The organism is Bacillaceae bacterium S4-13-56 (genome assembly GCA_040191315.1).
GTDB lineage: Bacteria > Bacillota > Bacilli > Bacillales > JAWJLM01 > JAWJLM01.
Map to the genome: position 1 here is coordinate 1 of JAWJLM010000006.1, position 22,118 is coordinate 22,118.

Genomic DNA, 22,118 nt, shown 5'->3' on the forward strand with positions numbered 1-22,118 from the left:
CAAATTCGCCAAAGAACATATCAACCGCAACCTGTACGAAGGTTACGACTGGGATTGTTGATATAGACCTAGAACGTTTCTTCGACACGGTCAATTTTGCCCTGAGTAATCGCAGGAAGGAAAGCTACATAGAGCTACTTCGCAGAAACAAGTGCTTTTCTTGTTTCATAGGGCGCTTGCACTTTTCTTATATAACTTTATTCACGGTGTTTGTCAAGTGAAAATAAGGCTTTCACCATTAGGTCTTGCACTCCATAGTACAATGGCTTCTATGAAAGAAAATACGCTTTCAAGAATTTCTTTAACTATAAGCAGAGTTTTTTCTAATAATGGAGAACTCTTGATTGACAAGCCAAGGTTTCTGATTTTCGTTCTAGCATTCTAGAAAGGTTATGTTGTATAATATACCGGATGAGAGGAGGAAGTCGCATGTCTTCGTCGAATCATGACGATTTTTATAAAAATAGTATCAAAAAACGCAGTGAAGAGACTAGAACTGTAAGAAAGATAGTTTCTATCGTATTACTGGTCTTAACCATTTCTCTTGTTGTTGCAGGATATTCGGGTTATTCGTATGTGAAAAATGGGTTACAACCTGTTGATCCCAACAGTAAAGAAACAAAAACGATTGAGATTCCAATAGGTTCATCCGTTTCTAAAATAGGTGATATTTTAGAGCAAGAAGGAATTATTAATAACAGTAGATTATTTCAGTTGTATATTAAGTTTAATAATGAATCTAACTTTCAGGCTGGAGAGTATACATTTAGTCCTTCTATGTCCTTAGATCAGTTAATAGAGTCACTTAAAACAGGAAAGATTATTCGTGAAGCTTTGTATAAAGTCACAATTCCTGAAGGAAAAACTGTAGATCAAATTGCAGAAATCATGGCAAATAAATCAAATTTTACGAAGGATGAGTTTCTCGAAAAAGTAAATGATGAAGAGTATATCCAACATCTTATAGAAACCTACCCTGATATATTAACAGAAGATATTCTACATCCTGATATTCGTGCACCGTTAGAGGGGTATCTATTTGCTTCGACATACGATTTTTATGAAGAAAATCCTTCTATTGAAACGGTTATAAAGAAAATGCTCGATAAAACTCAGGTAGTCATTTCACCTTATTTAGGGAAGATGGAGGAAAGCGAATTTACGGTACACGAGTTAGTTACGATGGCCTCTCTAGTGGAAATGGAGGCTAAGACTTTAGAGGATCGAATGTTAATTTCCAGTGTCTTTCAAAATCGTTTAAGTGAAGGTATGATGCTTCAGACAGATCCGACTGTTCTTTATGCGTTAGGTGAACATAAAGACAGGGTGCTTTATGTGGATTTAGAGGTAGATTCACCTTATAATACCTATCAAAATTACGGTTTACCTATTGGGCCAATAGCTAACTTTTCCGAAGATTCACTAATAGCATCCCTAGAGCCGGAACAAAGTAATTACTTCTACTTTGTAGCAGCTCCAGATGGCAAAATCCATTATGCAGAAACCTATGAGGAACATCAACGTTTAGTTAACCAATATTTGAGAAATAATGAATCTTAAGAATGCGGGTAAAAACACTCGCATTCTTTCCTTTTGCTATGATAAAATACTATGGTTGTATTTTTTAATGGATAGGAAAGGGTGGGTGGCATGGAGGAGACCTTGGAAAATTATTTGTTGAAATTTGTACCTGAAAAAAGTCTCTTAATTCAAGAGATGGAAAAGTATGCACATGACTATTCCATTCCTATCATGGAACCCCTTGGATTGGAATTCATACTTCAATTACTTCGTATGAAGAATCCTAAAAAAATTCTGGAAATCGGGACTGCCATTGGTTATTCTGCAATTCGTATGGCACAAGCTTGTCCTACTGCCTTTATCACAACCATAGAAAGAGACCAGGTTCGCTATGAGGAAGCTCTTAAAAACATTAAAAAGGCTGGGCTAGAAGAGCGAATTGAGGTAGTATTTGGAGATGCTTTTGATCAAGAGGAAATCGTGAGTAATAGTGAGCTTTATGATGTATTGTTTATAGATGCTGCCAAAGGACAATATCAACGGTTTTTTGAAACCTTTTCTAAATATGTACAAGAAAATGGTATGATTCTTACGGATAACGTCCTTTTTCATGGATATGTCTTAGATGAAACAGACGTTTCAAATAGGAAAGCCAAAATCGGAAAAAAGATAAACCGGTATAATGAATGGTTAACTAATCTTTCCGATTATCAATCTGTTATTGTTCCGTTAGGGGATGGAGTTTCAATAACGATAAAGAGGTGAATAGGATGAATAAACCGGAGCTTTTAGTAACTCCAAAAAATGTACAGGATATCGTCGATTTAGTAAGTGCAGGTGCAGATGCTTTTTTAGTGGGTGAAGAACATTTTGGATTACGTCTTCCAGGAGAATTTACAAGAGAAAAAATAGTTGAAGCAATTCAGTTGGTTCATTCATATAAGAAAAAATTATATGTGGCAGTAAATGCTATTTTTCATAATGATCGAGTAGGAGATTTAGAAGACTATCTTCCTTTTCTGGAAAAGACAGGTGTTGATGGGGTTGTATTCGGGGACCCTGCTGTTATTATGATTGCAAAAGCAAAGGCTCCTTCTCTCAAATTACATTGGAGTACAGAAACAACAGGAACCAATTGGTACACATGTAATTATTGGGGAAGAAAAGGAGCAAAACGAGCTGTATTAGCAAGAGAAATTAATTTAGATTCCGTTATTGAAATTAAAGAAAATGCAGAAGTTGAAATCGAAGTACAAATTCATGGAATGAGTTGCATGTTTCAATCGAAAAGAATGCTTATCGGAAACTATTATCGCTATCAAGAAAAAAATATGAAAATAGAGAGACAAGGTATGGATGAATCCTTGTATCTTTATGATGAGGAAAGGGATAACCGTTACCCTATATTTGAAGATGAAAATGGGACTCATATTATGAGTCCGAATGATATTTGTATGATTGATGAATTAGAAGAATTTTTTGAAGCGGGTATTGATTCTTTGAAAATTGATGGTGTTTTGAAGTCATCGGAATATATTTTGAATGTCACTTCTCTTTATAGAAAAGCGATAGATCTTTATTATGAAAACCCATCTTTATATGAAGAACAAAAACAGGATCTTTATGATCAAATAGAAAAGCTTCAGCCAAAAAACAGATCACTTGATACCGGATTTTATTTTAAAGAAACCGTATATTAAAAGGAGGAAATAACATGGCTATTGGAGAGATCTCAAAAGTGATAGATGGAAAACGTGTCATTGTAAAAAAACCAGAATTACTGGCGCCTGCCGGTAATTTAGAAAAGTTGAAAATAGCCGTGCGCTATGGTGCAGATGCCGTTTTTATTGGGGGTCAAGAATTTGGTCTTCGTTCTAATGCAGATAATTTTTCATTGGAAGAAATGGCGGAAGGCGTTGAATTCGCAAAACAATATAATGCCAGAATTTATGTGACTACCAATATTTTTGCCCATAATGAAAATATGGATGGGTTAGAGGAATATTTGCAAGGAATTGAAAACGCAAGAGTTCATGGAATCATTGTTGCTGATCCTTTAATTATAGAAACATGTAAACGTGTCGCACCAAAACTAGAGGTGCATTTAAGTACACAACAATCCTTATCCAACTTTAAGGCTGTAGAATTTTGGAAGGAAGAAGGGTTAGAGAGGGTCGTTTTAGCGAGAGAAACTAGCCATGAAGAAATTAAGGAAATGAAAGAAAAGGTGGATATAGAAATTGAAACCTTTATTCATGGTGCTATGTGTATTTCTTATTCTGGCCGCTGTGTTTTAAGTAATCATATGACTGCTCGAGATTCTAACCGTGGTGGTTGTTGCCAGTCCTGTCGTTGGGATTATGGGTTAATGAAGAAAAACGAGGGTGAAAATGATTTAGCCCTATTTTCAGAGGAAGATGCACCTTTTGCCATGAGCCCAAAGGATTTAAATCTTTTACTTTCCATCCCAAAGATGATTGATATTGGTATCGATAGCTTAAAGATTGAAGGAAGAATGAAATCTATCCACTATGTGGCAACTGTAGTAAGTGTTTACCGTAAGGTCATTGATGCTTATTGTGCTGACCCAGATCATTTCGAAATCAAAAAAGAGTGGATTGAAGAACTTGATAAATGTGCAAACCGCGATACGGCTTCGGCCTTTTATGAGGGAACACCAAGTCACAAAGAGCAAATGTATGGGAATCATAGTAAAAAGACATCCTATGATTTTGCAGGACTCGTTTTAGATTTCGATATTGAAAATAATATGGCAATGATTCAACAAAGGAACCATTTCAAGCCTGGTGATAAGATTGAATTTTTTGGCCCAGAACTTTCTGGTTTTTCCCAAACCGTAGGTACCATTTGGGATGAAGACGGAAATGAACTTGATGCCGCTAGACACCCGCTCCAAATTGTAAAAATTAAAGTTGATCAACCTGTTTTTCCTTATAACATGATGCGAAAGGAGCATTAATCATGCCAGAAAGACCTGTTGTGATTGGAGTTGCAGGTGGGACGGGATCGGGAAAGACCTCTGTGACACGTTCTATTTGTCAACGATTTTCTGATAAGACTATTTTAATGCTTGAACAAGACTATTATTATAAAGACCAAGCCCACTTGCCTTTCGAGGAGCGGTTAAAAACCAATTATGATCATCCTTTAGCTTTTGATAACGATCTTTTAATTAATCATATTGAAGCATTGCTTCAACATGAAAAAATTAAAAAGCCTGTATACGATTATAAGCTGCACACACGCTCCAATGAGATAATAGAGGTAGAACCAAAGGAAGTTATTATTCTTGAAGGTATCCTTGTCCTTGAGGATGAAAGGCTACGTAATCTGATGGACATTAAGGTATTTGTTGATACGGATGCAGATATAAGAATTATTAGAAGAATGTTAAGGGACATTAAGGATCGCGGCCGCACCATTGATTCGGTAATAGAACAATATGTTAACGTTGTTCGCCCTATGCACTTGCAATTTGTAGAACCAACAAAAAGATACGCCGATATTATTATTCCTGAGGGTGGACAAAATCACGTAGCCATTGACTTGATGGCAACAAAGATCCAGACTATTCTTAATGAAAAGATGGTAAACTACAGTTAAATTGTGAATATGATGTATGAAAATCTAAAACAATGTCATGATAAATGAGAAGAAAAGTATTGAAAAAAAAGAAAAAATCTGCCATAGTATGTGGTATGTGGTAGGTTCTAGAAATAAAACAATCCTTGAATGTTTATGATTCTGAGCGCACATCCCCATGTGATGCTCATTTTTATATAGTGATGTTGAACACAGGGATTCAAAGGAGTGTAAAATGAATGGCAGAAGAGAAAAGCTATTATATGACACAAGATGGAAAAGAGAAATTAGAAAAAGAATTACATCATTTAAAAACTGAAAAAAGACAAGAAATTGTTGAAAGAATTAAGGTTGCTCGTGGGTTTGGTGATTTATCAGAGAACTCCGAGTATGATGCGGCGAAGGATGAGCAAGCATTTGTGGAATCTAGAATTGCTGCTCTTGAAAAAATGATACGTAATGCAGTCATTATTGAAAATGATAATGATAACCCTAATATGGTTTCTTTAGGTAAATCTGTAACATTTGTTGAATTACCTGAAGGTGATGAAGAAACTTATCAAATTGTTGGTAGTGCAGAAGCAGATCCATTTGAAGGTAAAATTTCAAATGATTCTCCAATGGCAAAAAGTCTTTTGGGGCATGAAGTTGGAGAGAAAGTCACTGTGGTAACTCCAGGTGGAGAGATTAATGTAAAAATTGTTAAAGCAGAATAGGAAGCGTTTACTAAAAATCCCCCTCAAAATCTAAGTTGAACTTGAGGGGGATTTTTCTGTTGGGAAGAAATACATGAGAATCGTCATTTTTAACAAAAATTAGCGAGAATTCTCCTTCAAAATCTTTGATTTAGTGGGAGATGAATCGCTTTTTCTTTTGTGCTTATAAGAACCTACGTTCGACTAAATGATAGATAAATGGTATGATAAGGAGGTGCGACACATACCATTAAACAGATGGATTAACATTTGTCGTATGCAGTATAAATTTGCTCTCCTAGATAAACAACGCATCTACAAACAAGAAAAACGTTCATATGTAGATTTGATATGCAACATCAACAAACAATAGATAAGAAAGTTATTCCTATGTTGAAAGAAGTACCTTCTCAACCTTTACAAGAAGTTTTCTTTCGCTTAGAAAAAGCGTAGGAAAAATTCTCCCGTAAAGAAGCGAAATATCCTAAACTCAAAAAGTATACCAGTGTAGAATGTTCTGATTGTGGTCATCATGTAAAGAAATCCCTATCCGTGCGTACTCCTGTATGTATGAAGTGTGGGTTAATTATGGATAGAGATGAAAATGCAGCTCGAAATATTTTACATTGTGCAAAGGACGAACTATATCCTTCTGCATCCTAAGTATACAAACACTGTAGGTCGAGGTCCCGCCCGAACAGTATAATCTATGCCTGTGGAGATTATATAAGTTCTCCCTCGGATGAGGGGGGCATCGGTCTAAGAAACAGGAAATGTCTCTTATAAGGGATGCTCCATCAAAATCTATTGATTTAGTTGGAGAGGTTCACGGTTTGAATGTTTTAGTTATTGGAGACACTTGAGTTGAGGTGGTGAGTGTGAAGAATAGAGTGATTATTTTTGTGTGTTTCCTTGTGATTACTTGGGTAGGCCTAATATGGAGACTAGGAGATATTCAAATTTTTTCTACAGATTCATTTGGACCTGAAAACATAAACCTATTAGAGAAAAGTGTCCAACAACGAACACAAGTGATTCATCTTGGTGAGGGACGCGGTTCTTTTTATGATAGAAATATGCTGCCTCTAACAGAGGTGCCTAAAAAGGATATCGTTGTTTTTCCTTTTATAAAGGAAATTCCTGAAGTTGTTCAGATTTTGGAAAATAGGTTTCAAAAAGACTTTTCAAACCTAGCAGAATTAGAACAGCCTATTCAGTTATCAGAGCTGATAGGTCACAATATATCCATGGAAAACTATACATTTTTTGTAGAAAATCAAACCCCAGGGCTGGTTCCCATTGATAACTCAACCAATTATAAACCATTACTAGCTGAGCATTTGCTGGGTATAGTTGGTGAAAATGCGGAAGTAGAATCTCAAAGATACGGGAATACAACCTATAATCAAATTGGAGTGACAGGCTTTCAGGCCACCTTTGACTCCTTTCTAGTCAATCAAAACTCTGAAAAGCTGCTTTTGCATGTGGATGCTAAAAAACAACCATTGTTTGGACTCTCTTATTTTTATAAGGGAGATTCTTCTTCCTTTTATCCTGTGAAAATTAAAACCACGATTGATTCCACTATTCAACATTTGTTAGAAAAGAGTGTAGAGGATAACAAATTAGGGAAAGGTGGAGCTGTTCTTATAGACATAGAAAATAGGGACTTAGTGGCTATGGTTAGCAAACCATCAATCAATATTGATGATCCTTTTTCAGAAGGGTCTATCATTAATCATAATCTAAGGGCATATGCTCCTGGATCTGTATTTAAAACTGTAGTCGCAGCAGCTGCAATAGAAGGTGGAGAAGTCGACTTAAATCACACTTATAATTGTAATCTTGATTTATATGGAGAAAATGAAGCAAACCGAAAATTAGGAGCTCTATCCTTTGAAGAAAGTTTTGCTCAGAGTTGCAATCGAACTTTCGCACAAATTGGGGAAGAACTACAAAGAAATGATCCCAATGCTATTGAGAGCATGAGCCAAAAAATAGGACTTACTGGGCCTGTTGGATGGACTGGGGATATCTTTCATTATGAAGACTTTAGACAGTTCTCTGAGGAGGAAAAAGGGCATATATGGGGAGATTGGTATGATCGTCAATCCGCTAAAGCCATCAATCAAACCGCAATTGGGCAAAAAAATGTAAAAATAACTCCAATATCTATTGCCAACATGATGGCCACAATAGCCAACAGGGGTGTTTTTCAGCAGGTGAGGGGGGTAGAACGTATTCTTTATCAAAATGGAGCTACTATGGTTTCCTTTAATGAACAGCAGGGACAAAGGCAAGCTTTACAACCAAAGACGGCAGAAAGATTGGCAGATTTATTGAAGAAAGTGGTTGATTCTGGTACAGGGCAGTCCTTAAAAGGACTAAACGTTGCGGGAAAGTCAGGGACAGCAGAAACAGGAAGAGAAGGCAAAGAACATCATTGGTTCGCAGGATTCTTTCCATATGATCAACCTAAGTATACTTTAGTAGTATATGAACTAGATGTGGAAAACGGAAGTTACTTAACGTATCCGATATTTCGAGAAATTGTGGAGGGAGTTTACGAAGAGGAAGCCTCTAAGGATTGAACATAGAGGCTTCATTATCCTCAATATGATATTGATAATAGTTCATGAGATACTCTTCGATAAATGCATCTTTTTTTGTGGAGATAATAAATTCAAACATAATTTGTTCTTCAATATTTTGAATATGTATCATGGTTCCATTGGTAAACTGGATCATTAAAAGTTCTTTTTCTTTATCATATCCAAACTTTTTGAATGACTGAATATTCCATTCTGGATTTTCAAAACTTGTCCAAATCATTCGACCACCCCAAATTAAAGAATCTATTAACACTATATTACACGTTCGTTTGAGATATTCCTCCCCTCTGTCAAAAATAGAACAAATTCGACAAAAAAACATGTGCTATCATTCACTTATTTGTTTTAACAAATGTGCGAGAAGACTCCTTCCTCAAAAAAATTTTAGGTGGAGGTAGTTCAATGGCATTGGTTCTAGAAGTACACCATAGTATAATTATATAGAGACTCTCGGAATAAAAAACCACTTCATCGATAATTTGTAAAAAATTAACTAGGATTTCCGTTAGAGAGTATAAAGTGGAGTTATGTTTTCATGGAGTTTTCAAAAATGTACTATTTATTTTTAAAGAATAAACCAGGCGTTTGTTTGCGAAAAGATGATCGAACGTTTTGAAAAGTCAAGTGTTTTCTACAATTCGAGTGAAAAAATTAATGAAGAATTTCCAATTCTATCTGTGTAAATTGAAAAATCCCCCTATCAAAAGTAGGAGGAATCAAATATAACTGGTTCAAGAAAATCCTTGAACCACCTAACTTGGCGAATGCCGAGAGTCTATTTATAGCGAGGAGGAGAGATTGTATTGGAAAATTCGAATCAGGATTCTTCAAGAGTGAATCGATTTGAAAAGAAGCGTAGAGATACAAAAATGATAACGTTATTTGGTATAGTAGGGAGCTTATTGATTATTGTTCTCATCTTCCTTTTTATTTTTAATGATCCACCCCAAGATGAGGCGTTACCAGCAACAGCTACGAATGAAGAACATGAATCCAATAACAATGCAATTGAAGAGAGTGGAAATGAAGGTATGAATGATCAGGAACAAGAGGATAACCAACCTTCTGATTCTAGTGAAAACACGAATCAACCGGAGGAACAAGAGGACTTGTCTAACGAACAAGTACAAGAGAATTCAGACGATCCTAATGTGATCGAAACATACGCCAATGAAGCATGGGAACCTATTGGGACCGCTCAAAAAGAACCTCATACACCTAGCTTTGATAAAGAATCTGTTGATTGGAAAGAATTAAGACAAGCCATTGGGTACGCAGTGGAACTTCGACCAGATGATTTAATTTTATGGTGGGTAACTCATGGTGAGGCTATTCAGGAAAGAGTGGCTACTGTAACGAATTTACAACAAGATGAAGACAAGATCTACAGAGTGACTCTTAAATGGATAGAAAATCAAGGATATAAACCAATTATAGTAGAGAGATTAAAAGAAAATGATAAAAAAGAAAATACTAGCGAAAATGAACAAGATACTGAGGTGGAATAAGTGTCAATAGGAATTATTGGAGCAATGGAAGAAGAAGTAAAAGAAATTCTTAATTTTGTAGAAGTCAAAGAAACTAAAGAAGTAGCAGGTTGTTTGTTCCATAAAGGTGTACTACAAGGTACCGAAGTGGTAGTTTTACAATCAGGAATTGGAAAAGTAAATGCAGCGATGGCCACAACTATCTTACAAGAACGTTATCATCCAAAGTATGTAATTAACACTGGTTCAGCAGGTGGATTTGATCCTGATTTACAGGTTGGAGATATTATCATATCCAATGTAGTTACCCATCATGATGTGGATGTTACCGCTTTTAACTATGAATACGGACAAGTGCCTGGAATGCCAATTGTTTTTGAAGCGCACAGTGAGCTTCAAAGGATTGCTAGACAGGCAATTGAACAATTGCCCCAGTCTATTCAAGTAAAGACAGGGATGATTGCAAGTGGAGATACTTTCATGGAGGATGCCCAAAAAGTCAACACTGTTCGCGAACAATTCCCTAAGGTTCTTTGTGTGGAAATGGAAGCTGCTGCTATTGCGCAGGTATGTCATGTTTACAAGACTCCATTTGTTATTATAAGATCTTTATCTGATATTGCCGGAAAGGAATCTTCCATTTCTTTTGATAGTTATCTTGAAAAAGCAGCTAAAAATTCTGCCCAATTAATTTCATTTATGGTCGAAAGAATAAACCAAAAGTGACATTAAGTTCCATCCCAATCCTTCTTAATCCATGATATGATTAGGAAAGTAAGGGGAGGATTCGTTATGGAAACACAAAAAAACGAACTACAAATGAAACAAAGTGATTATTCGCGATTTGTTTATACTCTACTAATTGTAAGTTTTTATTTTTATATAGCTAGTCTTTTATCTGTATTTATTCAGGAAACTCAAGCTTATGTTTGGCTTATGCCCATAACCACATTTTGCTTAATTGCTGCTGGTTGGTTTATTTATCTTTGGAAAAAATGCCAAAATCAACTAAATGAATTAGAATCATAACAAAGGGCTCTATTATCCGATAGAGCCCTTTCATCATATACCTAATAAAATTAGTAATTATAATAATAGTAGTATCCACCTAATACTAATAAGAGAATAAGCAATACAACTAGCAATCCAAGTCCAAAGCCACTGCTGTATCCTCCACCATAGGGTGCACCTGCATAAGGACCTGCGTCATAAGGAACACCATAATATCCTCCATAACTAGGTCCATACCCATACCATCCGTAATAAGGTGCATCATTCCAATAAGGCATTCATAATCACCTCTCTTTGATGTTTCTATTATTAGCCTATGCACCAGATAGGAGGGGTGTTTGGGTCACATGTCCCCATACTTAAGATTCAGATTGCTCTTGTTTTTTTTGCTGACGATAAACTGCGTGGTATATCTTCATTAATGCTCTCTTTTCAATTCTAGAAACGTAGCTTCTGGAAATACCTAGTTTTTTAGCTATTTGTTTTTGTGTTAATTCCTCTTTTGAATCTAAACCAAATCGTCCAACGATTACCTGTTTTTCGCGTTTATCTAAAATAGACAGATACTTTTTAAGCTTCTCAAGCTCCATACTTAAAAGGATATGGTCAATGACATCTTCGTTGTCAGCTTTGAGGATATCCATCAAATGAATTTCATTTCCTTCCTTATCTTGACCAATAGGATCATGCAGGGAAACATCCTTTTTTGTTTTCTTTAAGGCACGCAAATGCATAAGAATCTCATTTTCTATACAACGAGCTGCATAGGTGGCTAATTTGGTCCCTTTATTTGGGGAATAACTTTCAATTCCCTTGATCAAGCCAATGGTCCCAATTGAGATTAAATCTTCACTGTCTTCTCCGGTATTCTCGAATTTTTTGACGATATGTGCTACCAACCTTAAATTATGTTCAATTAATTTGTCACGAGCTGCGGTATCTCCTTCCATCATTTTCTTTAAATAATATGCTTCATCTTCAGGAGGTAGAGGTTGTGGAAAAGCTTGATTTTTAACATAGGAGACAAAAAAGAACGTCTCTTTAATTATATATACAAGTGCTGTCATGAATGAAGACACATCTTACACCTCCTATTGATTTAGGCAAACGCCCATACACTATATGTATGAGAATAGGAGGAGATTGTGTCTGTCCAATCGAAATAAGGACATGTTTGATTTAAAATAATGTAAAAAAGAGCGGACAAAATGCCGCTCTCTTTAAAGTTTCATTAAAATTAACGTTCTTTTTGGTACGTAGGAAGGGTTTTAGCATAATCATCTCGTACACTTTTATCCCATAACTTCACTCCGCTGCGATAGGCGGCACGAGAAATCATATGACCTGAAACAGGAGCAGTAAGAAGTACAAAAATTATGGCCAAAATAAGTTTCCCACTGGAGACGCCATGCAGATCAAACAGGTATAGAAAACTGGCAATCATAATGCTCGAAACTCCTAAAGTAGCACTTTTCGTTGCAGCATGCATTCTTGTATAAATGTCTGGGAAACGTAAAATACCTATTGAAGCGGAAACAGTCACTATTGTTCCTACTAGTATAAAAAAGCTAATGATGATCTCTATCAATTATAACACCCTTTTCCAAAAATTTTGCTAAAGAGATAGTGCCAATGAACAATAAAATACCAATGAGCAAAATAATATCATTGAAGTTAGTGGTGCTTAAATATATAGCAAGCAATCCTACAAGAGCCATCATATTGTTTCCAATAGTATCTAAAGCAACAGCGCGGTCAGGGTTAGTAGGCCCAACAATGACTCGATAAAGAAGCATAAAAATAGATAGAGAGATCATTACCATCCCGAAAACAGTTACCCCTTGGATTAATCCCATTATCTTGTCACCTCCATGATTGCCCGTTCAAAGCTCTCTTTAATTTCATTTATGGATTTCTGAACATCAGGTATGTCCATGGCATGAATATAAATTTTTGATTGATCATTTGATACGGCCACCGACAATGTCCCAGGAGTTAGAGTGATTAAGTTTGCCAGTAGGGTAATTTCCCAATTACTCTTTAATTCTGTAGGAAGCTCAAAGATTCCTGGTTTAATGTCTAATTTTGGTTTATAAATTAATTTTAAAATTGATAGGTTAGATAGTGTAAGTTCCTTAAGGAAAAGAAAGATTAATGCTAGGATTTTATAAACCTTTCTCAGATAAAACTCATCTGGAATAAAACGCTGAAGCATCAAGATGAGCAATAGGCCGATAGTATAGCCCATTACAAAGGATGGTAGAGTATACGTTTCTCCAAGAAACATCCATATAATGGCGATTAGAATATTAATTACAATTTGAAAAGCCATAGCATTACTCCTTTAGCACTGTATTGATATACTGATTAGGATCTAGTAGGTAAGTAGAAATATTTTCTACGGTTGGATAAAACCACTCTGCTCCTACACCTAGTAGGATAGAAAACAATAACAAGAAAGCAGCAGGTAAGATTAATCTTTTTGCAACTTTCGGTTGTCTTTCAAAGTTTTCGTCTTTTTCACCCCAGAATCCCTGAATGAATATTCGAATCATGGAGTACAAAATAAGAAGACTTGTTAAAAGGGAAATAACCACTAATCCAAATTCCTCTTTTTCTACCGCACCTTGTATCAACAGTAATTTACCTATGAAACCACTAAATGGAGGTATCCCAGCCAAGGATAAAGTACCTATAAAGAAAAGCCAACCAAGCCAAGGATAATGATGAATCATTCCTCTGATCTTTCTTAGGTCACTTGTTCCAGCTAATGCAGCTAAAGCTCCAACTAATAAAAATAAAGCTGCTTTAATAATCATATCATGAATCAAATAATAAATGGTCCCTGCTATAGAAACCGTTGTAAATAGTCCGATTCCCATCAACATATACCCAACAGCTGGTATGATATTGTAAGCGACAATTAATTTAATATTAGAAGTAGAAATAGCACCAATTGCACCAAAAATCATAGTGAAAGCAGCTAACCAAATAAACAATTCATGTGTAATTTCTGGTTTATGATTAAAGATCAGGGTGAAGACACGTAGGATTGAGTATACACCTACTTTAGTTAATAGGGCACCAAACATAGCCGAAACAACAGGATTTGGTACACTATAAGATCTAGGAAGCCAATAGTACAAAGGGAAAATAGCAGCCTTTGTTGCAAAAACAAAAAATAGTAAAATACCAGCCCCAGTTAAAACACCTTGCTGTTCCACTTCAGCTACTCTTTCTGCCATTTGGGCCATGTTAACCGTACCTAAAATAGAATAAAGAAAGGCCACGGTTGTAACAAAAAGAATGGAAGAAAAAAGATTAAGTAAAACGTATTTTAAGGATTCTCTTAATTGGGCTTTTCCATTTCCCAAAACAATTAATCCATAAGAAGCCATTAGTAAAACTTCAAAGAAAACAAAGAGGTTAAAAAGGTCTCCTGTAAGGAATGCCCCAGAAACACCTGTAATTAATAAAAAGAAAAAGAAGTAAAAATAAAATTGTTCTTGTTCTTTACTTAGAACATGAGGAGCGTAAAAGGCTAAAGCTAATGCAATTATATTTGTAGTAATAATTAAAGAAATGGCAAGGGGGTCAGCGACAAGAATAATTCCATAAGGAGCTTCCCATCCCCCTGTTTCTAATACGATTGAACCATTTGTATATACTTGCCAGCCTATATACATAACCAAAAGAGTATTGAAAAGCATGACTACTTGAGTAAATCCTCTTGCCAAGGGTAACCGTTTTGTAAAAAAGGCAACGATAATTCCAGCTAATAACGGTATGACAATAGGTAGTACGGCTAAATTAATCATAATCTGTTCCCCTCAACTTTTCCATATTATCTGTCCCATTAAGCTTCGAGGCTCGGTATGCCAAAACAAGCAGAAAACTGGTTACTCCAAAGCTAATAACAATGGAAGTAAGGATTAAGGCCTGTGGTAATGGGTCGGTATATAAGTCGATTCCTTCTTCTAATATGGGAGGAGCACCTGTTTTTAGTCTTCCCATTGTTAAAATAAATAAATGGGCTCCATTGGATAAAAGCACAGTACCAATTATGATACGAAGAAGCTGTTTTTGTAATAGATTGTATATCCCAGTGGAAAACAGTATGGATGCTGTAATAATCATGATAATCTCCACTTTATTCAGCCTCCCTTTTACGTCCTAGTTTTAAAAGTCCATAAATACCAAGCGCCGCAAGACCTAGAACAGAAATCTCGAACAACGTATCTAGTCCACGCATATCAACTAGAATAACGTTTACTACATTGTCTCCTCCACCTAGCTCATGAGAAGTTTCTATAAAGTATTCAGAAATGGGCTTAAACCATTTGCTGTTATGAGCAGATAGTCCAATGATACCCATAAGGAGACCAAAAGCTACAGAAATAAAAATGTTTGCTGATTTTACTATAGGCCTCTCTGTTGTTTTTTCAAGCTGTGGCAGGTGATGAAAACTGAGTAAAAACAGCGCAACAGTTACAGTCTCTATAATTAGCTGTGTTAGAGCAAGATCTGGTGCTCTAAAGAAAACAAATAATAGGGAAATACCATATCCTACGACTCCTAAAATAAGAATGGCAGCTATTCTGTTTCTTGCAAAGATAGTACCAAAGGAAGCGATAATCATCACTAGGGCTACAAGAATTTCTGGCGCAGTTATGGCACCCATTTCACTAACATTAAGATTAATCCCATTTGTGTACAAAAGGACTCCACCTGTAATAAAGAAAATGGTAGATAGGATGAGGCGAATATATAAACCTAATGATCCCGTCATATAGCTATTAGTAATAGCTGCAGAATAAGTTTCACTTCGCTTAATTGTCCCATCATAAACTTGGTTAAAACTTACATTTCCAGGTAAAATTCTGTAGATTGTTCTCCATTTTTTTCTAGTGAGAAATAAAAGGGTTCCCAAGCCAACGACTAGGAGAGACATTTGAAAAGCAGGGGAGTCCCACCCATGCCAAAAATAGATCTTTTCTTCTACATGTCCTCCCCCTAGAATTGCACTTGCTGCATGAGAGAGAATCCCTTTATTAAATAGATTTGGAAAGAGCCCAATAATAATAACTCCAAAAACCAAAAGAATAGGTGAGATAAGCATACCAATTGGTGCTTCATGTGGCTTCTGTGGCAACTCATCTACTTTTAATTTTCCTCTAAATGTTCCAAAGAATAAATACATAGAATAAACAAAAGTGAAGATGCTCCCTAAAACAGCTATGATTGGCGTTACATTGGCCAATAAGGCTGCGTAGGAATTTTCAAAATGACCTATGTGCAAACTAGATTCAAAAAATAGCTCTTTACTGTAGAAACCGTTTAAAAATGGTAACGGAAAACCCGCCATAGAAAAGGTGCCAAATAACGCAAGTACGCCGGTAATAGGCATAAGAGCCATTAAGCCACCGAGTTTTCGTATATCCCTTGTGCCAGTCTCGTGATCTACAATACCAGCTACCATGAACAAACTACCTTTAAATGTGGCGTGATTCAATATATGAAATACTGCCGCAAACAAGGCAGCCTCCGTGCCATATCCAAGCATGGCCATAATCATACCTAATTGACTTATAGTCGAAAATGCCAAAATAGCCTTTAAATCGGTTTGCCGAACAGCCATATAGGATCCCCAGCATAGGGTAATTAATCCTACAGTTGAAACGACCATAAAGTACCACTCACTTGCAGCAAAAAGAGGAGAAAAGCGTGCAATTAGGTATATTCCTGCTTTAACCATTGTTGCTGAGTGAAGATAAGCACTAACAGGTGTAGGTGCTTCCATTGCATCTGGTAGCCAGATGTGAAAAGGAAATTGAGCAGATTTAGTAAATGCGCCTAGAAATAGGAATACAAGTATGATTCCTAAGAATGGACTAGTTAGAACTTTATCACTATTTTCAATCATAACTCTGATACTGGTTGTTCCAGTGATTACGGAGAGGGTAATGAAAGCACCAAGTAGACTTAGACCTCCCAAAACTGTAATCAACATTGACTTTAAGGCACCGTATCTAGATCGTTCACGATTGTGCCAGTATCCAATAAGTAAAAAGGAAGACAAAGAAGTTAGCTCCCAAAATGTATAGAGAACATACACATTGTCAGAGAGTGCTATGCCTAACATAGCTGCCATAAATAATAGTAAATAGATATAGAATTGTTTTAATTGTTCATCCTTGTTTAAATAATAGATGGAATAAAGAACAACTAGTGATCCAATTCCGCTTATCAGCAAAACAAAAAGTAAACTCAAACCGTCAATATACATATCAAAATTTATATGTAACGAGGGGATCCATGGAAAGGATTGTGAAATAGGAACAAAATCACTTCCAACAAATCTAATAAAATAAGTAAAAATAATGATTGGTATGACTAAAACCAACCAGCCTGTATGGATTTTATGCTTCCATTTACTTATGATGGGCACAAGAAATGCAAACATTATAGGTAACAGTACGAAAAAAATGATCACGTTCGCTTAATCCTCCCTTAAATTTTGTTATGATAGTTGATATCTTCTCTTTTTTTCGCTGTACTTGGTAGTTTGCCAAGATTTCTAAAACATTAGGAATTCGTGATTTTTTTGTACATTGCTAAAATAGCTGATACTACAAAAAAACCTTACCACAAATATTATGGTAAGGTCTAGCTTATCAATGCATTTTTTGTTAGATAAAAAATTTTGGTCAGTGTAGCTTTAAACAGATTTCTTTACTTTTTGTGATAAAGATCGTTTATGTATTTCTTGTTCAATTAGTTTAATAAACTCAACACTAAGTTTTAGTTCTAAAGCCTTATAGTAGGATTCAATTAATAACTCATCAGATAAATGTTCCATAACATTTCCGCTTAGTAGCGGTTTTCACCCCCTAATTTCTGTACAATGAAGGTAAGGATTTTTTTATTGATTTATTTATAGAAAAAGGTTTATTGCAATCGTTAAATGTCTGTCTTAATCTAAGTTAGTTATACTTTATCAAAAAAATAAAGGTAGGACAACCTCTAAAAATGTCCACAGAGCACTGTTCATAAGTTGTTGATAAAGTGTGGAATTGAATGGGAAAATCAATAAAATCAACCGAGATAATGTGAATAAAGTTATCCACAGGTAGAAGTTTTGATGAAATTTGTCGAAAAGTTTCAGGAATATTTTTAGGCGATGGGCACTAAGTACTAGATTTTGCCTTAAAATCCAAGTTTTTTTTGAAAGATAGAAATAAATTGTATATGATGAGTAAGGAGTTAAAGGAAAAATTGAGGTGAATGAGTTTGATGAAAAGGTTTTTGCCTTCAAAGTATGTTAAATCGATCTTTGAAATTCATCCGGATCAGTTGATTCAGGAAGGAATTAAGGGGATTATAACGGACTTAGATAACACATTGGTCTCCTGGGACCGCAAAGATGCTACCCCTGAAGTGATTCAATGGTTCAGGGTCATGGAAGAGAAAAATATAAAAGTAACAATAATGTCAAATAATAATGAAAAAAGAGTGAAAAAGTTTTCTGAACCCCTTAATACGCCGTTCATTTATAGTGCGAGAAAACCAATGAGTAAATCTTTCATACGAGCACAAAGAGATATGGATTTATTAAAAGAAGAAATTGTAGTTATTGGTGATCAACTGTTAACAGATGTATTGGGTGGGAATAGTGCCGGATTTAAGACGATTCTCGTTGTCCCCATTGAACAAACCGATGAATGGATGACAAGAGTGAATCGAAAAATTGAAAGAAGAATTTTACAGTGGATGAAAAATAGAGGGATGCTCACTTGGGAGGAATAGAAATGAAGCCTATTTGTCAGGGCTGTGGAGCTGTAATCCAAACAGAGGATGAGTCGAAAATTGGATATGCACCACGGTCTGCATTAGATAGAGAAGTCATTATTTGTAAAAGATGTTTTCGCTTAAAGCACTACAATGAAGTGCAAGATGTTGATTTAGAAGATGAAGACTTTATAAAAATGGTAATGCAAATCAAAAATAAAAATTCATTAGTCGTGAATATTGTTGATATATTCGATTTCGATGGAAGTTTTATCCCTAATCTTCCCAAATTAACAGGGAAACAACCGATTATTTTAATTGGAAATAAAGTCGATTTATTGCCCAAGTCTGTTAATCCTAATAAAGTGATACAGTGGCTTCGGACTTCATGCAAAAGTTATGGTTTGCAAATAGAGAAGGTTTTCTTAGTATCAGCAACAAACGGAATGGGAATGAAAGAGGCCGCAAGAGGGATTAACTCTGTGCGGGACGGAAAGGATGTATATGTAGTCGGGAGCACCAACGTTGGAAAATCAACCTTCATTAATCATTTAATTCATGACTTTTCAGGAGAGAAAGAAGCAATAACGACTTCTTATTTTCCGGGAACTACCTTAGGGTTTATTGAGATTCCGTTGGAAGACCATGGATCATTATTTGACACTCCAGGAGTGATTAACCGCTCTCAAATGGCTCATTATGTTTCGAATAATGATTTAAAGGTTATTACACCACGAAAAGAAATAAAGCCGGTAGTCTACCAGCTTAATGAGGGACAAACATTATTTTTTGCAGGACTAGGTAGATTAGATTATGAGAGTGGGGGCCGACATTCTTTTGTCTGCCATTTTTCAAATGAGTTATATATTCACCGGACTAAGCTAGAGCAGGCAGATTCCCTATATAGCGAGCATATAGGAGAATTGTTATCCCCTCCAGATAAGGAAACGAAGGAGATCCTACCACCTTTAATCGGTTATGAGTTTTATATAGAGAATGATAAAACTGATATTGTATATTCTGGACTCGGTTGGGTTACGGTGCCGGAAGGCGGAGTCAAAATACGGGCGTATGCCCCTAAAGGGGTTGCGATTTCAACACGACCATCCTTGATTTAAAAGGGGGAGAATGGATGTCATTATTTCTAGGATTAGTGGGGAATCCTGTTCATCATTCAAGAAGTCCATGGATTCATCATTATTTTTTAAAACAAATGTCTTTGGATGGCGGATATCATTTATTTGAGTTAAAAGAGAATGAGTTTGAAGAAGGAATTCGTGCTATGAAGCTTTTGGGTATTCATGGATTCAATGTAACAGTCCCTTATAAAGAGAAAATTCTTCCTTTTTTAGATGAATTAACCCCTATTGCTGCACGAGTAGGTGCAGTAAACACGGTGGTTCACCAGAATGGGAAATGGATTGGGCATAATACGGATGGAGAAGGATTTCTTGCATCTCTTCGGCAAAGCTATAAACAAGTAAACAACGAGAGTAAGATATTACTCTTAGGTGCGGGGGGAGCATCTCGAGGGATCTATGGTGCACTTACCCATCATCTTTTTTCAAAGGTTGATATTGCGAATCGTTCGGTTCCCAAAATGGAATCACTGAAAGAAATGAAGAAGGATACTACAGATACTCAAATTCTTTCTTTGAAAGAGGCAGAAGAGAAGGTTGGAGAATATGATGTGATTATACAGACAACTTCAGTAGGAATGGGGAAAGGGTCGAAGGATCAGATAATATCGCTACACAACGTATCTTCCAAAACCATTGTTTGTGATATCGTGTATCAACCTATTGAAACTGCTTTCCTAAAAGAAGCAAAGCGTCTAAATGCGCAAGTTCTAACAGGGCATGGTATGCTTATCTATCAAGCAGCATTAGCTTTTGAACAATGGACGGGTAAGAATGTGGATGCCACTCCACTTGTAAAGGAATTGGAATTAATCTTAATAGGTGAACAAAAATGCTAACAGGTAAACAAAAACGTTTTCTAAGATCCAAAGCGCATCATCTTGATCCGATCTTCCAAATCGGAAAAAGTGGAATAAATGAAAATATGGTCAAACAAGTTAAAGAAGCTTTAGAGAGAAGAGAGCTTATTAAAGTCAGTATTTTACAAAATAATGGAGAGGATAAAAGAGTTGTTGCAGAAGAGTTAGCTCAAGAAACGGATGCTGAATTAGTGCAACTCATTGGGCTCACGATTGTTCTATACAAAGAATCAGAAGAACATAAAGAAATTGTCCTTCCAACATAAAGCGGGGATAACATGAAAAAAGTAGGAATTTTAGGCGGCACTTTTGACCCACCTCATCTTGGACATTATATAATTGCTAAAGAAGTGCTTATTCAGCTTCAATTAGATGAGATTTGGTTTATGCCAACATATCAACCTCCGCATAAAGAAAATTCAAACACGAGTCCTGATCTTCGCAAGCAAATGGTTACCATAATGGCTAATCTTGATCAAAGATTTCGGGTGGAGTCTATTGAATTGGAAAGAAAAGGAATCTCCTATTCTTATGAAACGTTGACTATCCTTCGTAACCAACACCCAGATATTGAATTTTACTTTATTATTGGTGGAGATATGGTTGACTACTTGCCTAAATGGTATCAAATAGAGGAATTATTAGAAATAGTCACTTTTGTAGGTGTTAAAAGGGAGGGTTTCCCACATACAACTACTTATCCCATCATGGAAGTGGATGTTCCCTTTGTAGACATATCTTCGTCTATGATCCGTAAAAGATATCAAAAGGGACTGGACTCTTCTCATTTCTTACCTGGATTACTAGGAGATTTTATAAAGGAGAATCAGATTTATGAATCGTGAGGAAGCTTTGGCTATTGTTAAAGAAAAACTAAAACCTGAACGGTATGATCATACTATTCGTGTTTTGGAAACCGCGCTTCGTCTTGGAGAAAAAATGGGAATAGATTTGAAAAAGGTCGAGCTTTCTGCAATTTTTCACGATTATGCAAAGTACAGACCGAAGGAAGAGATGGGCCGGTGGATTTTATCTGAGAAGACACTTTCAAAAGATTTGCTACAGTATCACCATGAATTATGGCATGCTCCCGTAGGAGCCATTTTAGTGGAAAGAGAAGTGGGGATTCTCGATAAGGATATTTTGATGGCTATTAAATCTCATACTACTGGAAGAGTCAATATGTCTGATTTAGAAAAAATTATTTTTCTTGCTGATTATATAGAGCCCGGAAGATCTTTTCCGGGCGTGGATACGGTAAGAGAGGTAGCTCAAGATAATATAAATTTAGGTTGTAAATTAGCTCTTTCTAATACCATTATTTTTTTACTATCAAAAAATCAAAAAATCTATCCGGATACGTTTTTAGCTTACAATGATTTTGTAACAGGAGGGAAATAGA

The 22,118-nt window shown here is 35.9% G+C and carries 25 protein-coding genes and 2 pseudogenes; 17 read left to right on the forward strand and 10 right to left on the reverse strand.

Features of this window, described 5'->3' with window-relative positions; translation table 11 throughout:
- The first annotated feature begins 429 nt into the window (after positions 1-429).
- The 8 genes and pseudogenes from mltG to RZN25_03125 all read left to right on the forward strand — a co-directional run bounded on the left by mltG (position 430) and on the right by RZN25_03125 (position 8,410).
- Positions 430-1,560, forward strand: coding sequence for an endolytic transglycosylase MltG (gene mltG, locus RZN25_03090; GenBank protein MEQ6375814.1), 1,131 nt, complete (start codon positions 430-432; stop codon positions 1,558-1,560).
- A gap of 90 nt (positions 1,561-1,650) precedes the next feature.
- A complete protein-coding gene (locus tag RZN25_03095; GenBank protein ID MEQ6375815.1) occupies positions 1,651-2,286 on the forward strand; it encodes an O-methyltransferase in 636 nt (211 codons plus the stop codon).
- A 5-nt stretch (positions 2,287-2,291) separates the two neighbouring features.
- A complete protein-coding gene (locus RZN25_03100) occupies positions 2,292-3,221 on the forward strand; it encodes a peptidase U32 family protein (protein MEQ6375816.1) in 930 nt (309 codons plus the stop codon).
- A 14-nt stretch (positions 3,222-3,235) separates the two neighbouring features.
- Positions 3,236-4,501: a U32 family peptidase gene (locus RZN25_03105; GenBank protein ID MEQ6375817.1), complete on the forward strand. Its 1,266-nt coding sequence runs from the start codon at positions 3,236-3,238 to the stop codon at positions 4,499-4,501.
- Positions 4,502-4,503: 2 nt separating this feature from the next.
- Positions 4,504-5,145 carry a uridine kinase gene (udk, locus tag RZN25_03110; GenBank protein MEQ6375818.1) on the forward strand — a complete coding sequence of 214 codons (642 nt, stop codon included), beginning with the start codon at positions 4,504-4,506 and terminating at the stop codon, positions 5,143-5,145.
- Between the two features lie 218 nt (positions 5,146-5,363).
- A complete protein-coding gene (gene greA, locus RZN25_03115; protein MEQ6375819.1) occupies positions 5,364-5,840 on the forward strand; it encodes a transcription elongation factor GreA in 477 nt (158 codons plus the stop codon).
- 486 nt (positions 5,841-6,326) lie between these two features.
- Positions 6,327-6,482 (forward strand): annotated as a pseudogene (locus RZN25_03120) (zinc ribbon domain-containing protein).
- A 215-nt stretch (positions 6,483-6,697) separates the two neighbouring features.
- On the forward strand, positions 6,698-8,410 hold the full coding sequence (locus tag RZN25_03125) for a penicillin-binding transpeptidase domain-containing protein (GenBank protein MEQ6375820.1): 1,713 nt from the start codon (positions 6,698-6,700) through the stop codon (positions 8,408-8,410).
- Here RZN25_03125 and RZN25_03130 read toward each other — a convergent pair.
- Complete coding sequence (locus RZN25_03130; protein ID MEQ6375821.1) at positions 8,400-8,651, reverse strand: KTSC domain-containing protein; 252 nt, start codon at positions 8,649-8,651, stop codon at positions 8,400-8,402. The two genes, RZN25_03125 and RZN25_03130, sit on opposite strands and share 11 nt — an antisense overlap.
- A 583-nt stretch (positions 8,652-9,234) precedes the next feature.
- Here RZN25_03130 and RZN25_03135 point away from each other — a divergent pair.
- The 3 genes from RZN25_03135 (at position 9,235) to RZN25_03145 (ending at position 10,947) form a co-directional block, all read left to right on the forward strand.
- Positions 9,235-9,939, forward strand: a complete 705-nt coding sequence (locus RZN25_03135; GenBank protein ID MEQ6375822.1) for a YrrS family protein — start codon at positions 9,235-9,237, stop codon at positions 9,937-9,939.
- The gene (gene mtnN, locus RZN25_03140; protein MEQ6375823.1) at positions 9,940-10,644 is read left to right on the forward strand and encodes a 5'-methylthioadenosine/S-adenosylhomocysteine nucleosidase; all 705 of its coding nucleotides are present in this window, start codon (positions 9,940-9,942) and stop codon (positions 10,642-10,644) included.
- 66 nt (positions 10,645-10,710) lie between these two features.
- Complete coding sequence (locus RZN25_03145) at positions 10,711-10,947, forward strand: YrhC family protein (protein ID MEQ6375824.1); 237 nt, start codon at positions 10,711-10,713, stop codon at positions 10,945-10,947.
- A gap of 50 nt (positions 10,948-10,997) precedes the next feature.
- Here the strand turns inward: RZN25_03145 and RZN25_03150 are convergent.
- The 9 genes and pseudogenes from RZN25_03150 to RZN25_03190 all read right to left on the reverse strand — a co-directional run bounded on the left by RZN25_03150 (position 10,998) and on the right by RZN25_03190 (position 17,788).
- Positions 10,998-11,186, reverse strand: a pseudogene (locus RZN25_03150) (hypothetical protein).
- A gap of 102 nt (positions 11,187-11,288) precedes the next feature.
- Positions 11,289-12,008 carry an RNA polymerase sporulation sigma factor SigK gene (sigK, locus tag RZN25_03155; GenBank protein ID MEQ6375825.1) on the reverse strand — a complete coding sequence of 240 codons (720 nt, stop codon included), beginning with the start codon at positions 12,006-12,008 and terminating at the stop codon, positions 11,289-11,291.
- Between the two features lie 158 nt (positions 12,009-12,166).
- Positions 12,167-12,517, reverse strand: coding sequence for a monovalent cation/H(+) antiporter subunit G (mnhG, locus tag RZN25_03160; protein ID MEQ6375826.1), 351 nt, complete (start codon positions 12,515-12,517; stop codon positions 12,167-12,169).
- Positions 12,498-12,785, reverse strand: a complete 288-nt coding sequence (locus RZN25_03165; protein MEQ6375827.1) for a Na(+)/H(+) antiporter subunit F1 — start codon at positions 12,783-12,785, stop codon at positions 12,498-12,500. The genes mnhG and RZN25_03165 overlap by 20 nt, the downstream gene beginning before the upstream one ends.
- Positions 12,785-13,261: a Na+/H+ antiporter subunit E gene (locus RZN25_03170; GenBank protein ID MEQ6375828.1), complete on the reverse strand. Its 477-nt coding sequence runs from the start codon at positions 13,259-13,261 to the stop codon at positions 12,785-12,787. Before RZN25_03170 ends, RZN25_03165 begins: the two co-directional genes overlap by 1 nt.
- 4 nt (positions 13,262-13,265) lie before the next feature.
- Positions 13,266-14,747: a Na+/H+ antiporter subunit D gene (locus tag RZN25_03175; protein MEQ6375829.1), complete on the reverse strand. Its 1,482-nt coding sequence runs from the start codon at positions 14,745-14,747 to the stop codon at positions 13,266-13,268.
- A complete protein-coding gene (locus RZN25_03180) occupies positions 14,740-15,078 on the reverse strand; it encodes a Na(+)/H(+) antiporter subunit C (protein ID MEQ6375830.1) in 339 nt (112 codons plus the stop codon). The genes RZN25_03175 and RZN25_03180 overlap by 8 nt, the downstream gene beginning before the upstream one ends.
- Position 15,079: 1 nt before the next feature.
- Positions 15,080-17,419, reverse strand: a complete 2,340-nt coding sequence (locus tag RZN25_03185; GenBank protein ID MEQ6375831.1) for a Na+/H+ antiporter subunit A — start codon at positions 17,417-17,419, stop codon at positions 15,080-15,082.
- Positions 17,420-17,647: 228 nt separating this feature from the next.
- The gene (locus RZN25_03190; protein MEQ6375832.1) at positions 17,648-17,788 is read right to left on the reverse strand and encodes a sporulation histidine kinase inhibitor Sda; all 141 of its coding nucleotides are present in this window, start codon (positions 17,786-17,788) and stop codon (positions 17,648-17,650) included.
- 431 nt (positions 17,789-18,219) lie between these two features.
- On the opposite strand from RZN25_03190, the gene RZN25_03195 reads away from it, so the two are divergent.
- The 6 genes from RZN25_03195 to yqeK are packed head-to-tail and all read left to right on the forward strand — an operon-like array spanning position 18,220 to position 22,117.
- Positions 18,220-18,735: a YqeG family HAD IIIA-type phosphatase gene (locus tag RZN25_03195; GenBank protein ID MEQ6375833.1), complete on the forward strand. Its 516-nt coding sequence runs from the start codon at positions 18,220-18,222 to the stop codon at positions 18,733-18,735.
- 2 nt (positions 18,736-18,737) lie between these two features.
- Positions 18,738-19,835 (forward strand): ribosome biogenesis GTPase YqeH, encoded by a 1,098-nt coding sequence (yqeH, locus tag RZN25_03200; protein MEQ6375834.1) that lies wholly within the window; start codon positions 18,738-18,740, stop codon positions 19,833-19,835.
- A gap of 14 nt (positions 19,836-19,849) precedes the next feature.
- Positions 19,850-20,695: a shikimate dehydrogenase gene (gene aroE / locus RZN25_03205; protein MEQ6375835.1), complete on the forward strand. Its 846-nt coding sequence runs from the start codon at positions 19,850-19,852 to the stop codon at positions 20,693-20,695.
- Positions 20,689-20,982, forward strand: a complete 294-nt coding sequence (yhbY, locus tag RZN25_03210) for a ribosome assembly RNA-binding protein YhbY (protein ID MEQ6375836.1) — start codon at positions 20,689-20,691, stop codon at positions 20,980-20,982. The genes aroE and yhbY overlap by 7 nt, the downstream gene beginning before the upstream one ends.
- A 12-nt stretch (positions 20,983-20,994) precedes the next feature.
- Positions 20,995-21,561 carry a nicotinate-nucleotide adenylyltransferase gene (locus RZN25_03215; GenBank protein MEQ6375837.1) on the forward strand — a complete coding sequence of 189 codons (567 nt, stop codon included), beginning with the start codon at positions 20,995-20,997 and terminating at the stop codon, positions 21,559-21,561.
- A complete protein-coding gene (gene yqeK / locus RZN25_03220) occupies positions 21,551-22,117 on the forward strand; it encodes a bis(5'-nucleosyl)-tetraphosphatase (symmetrical) YqeK (GenBank protein ID MEQ6375838.1) in 567 nt (188 codons plus the stop codon). Before RZN25_03215 ends, yqeK begins: the two co-directional genes overlap by 11 nt.
- Position 22,118 lies beyond the last annotated feature (1 nt).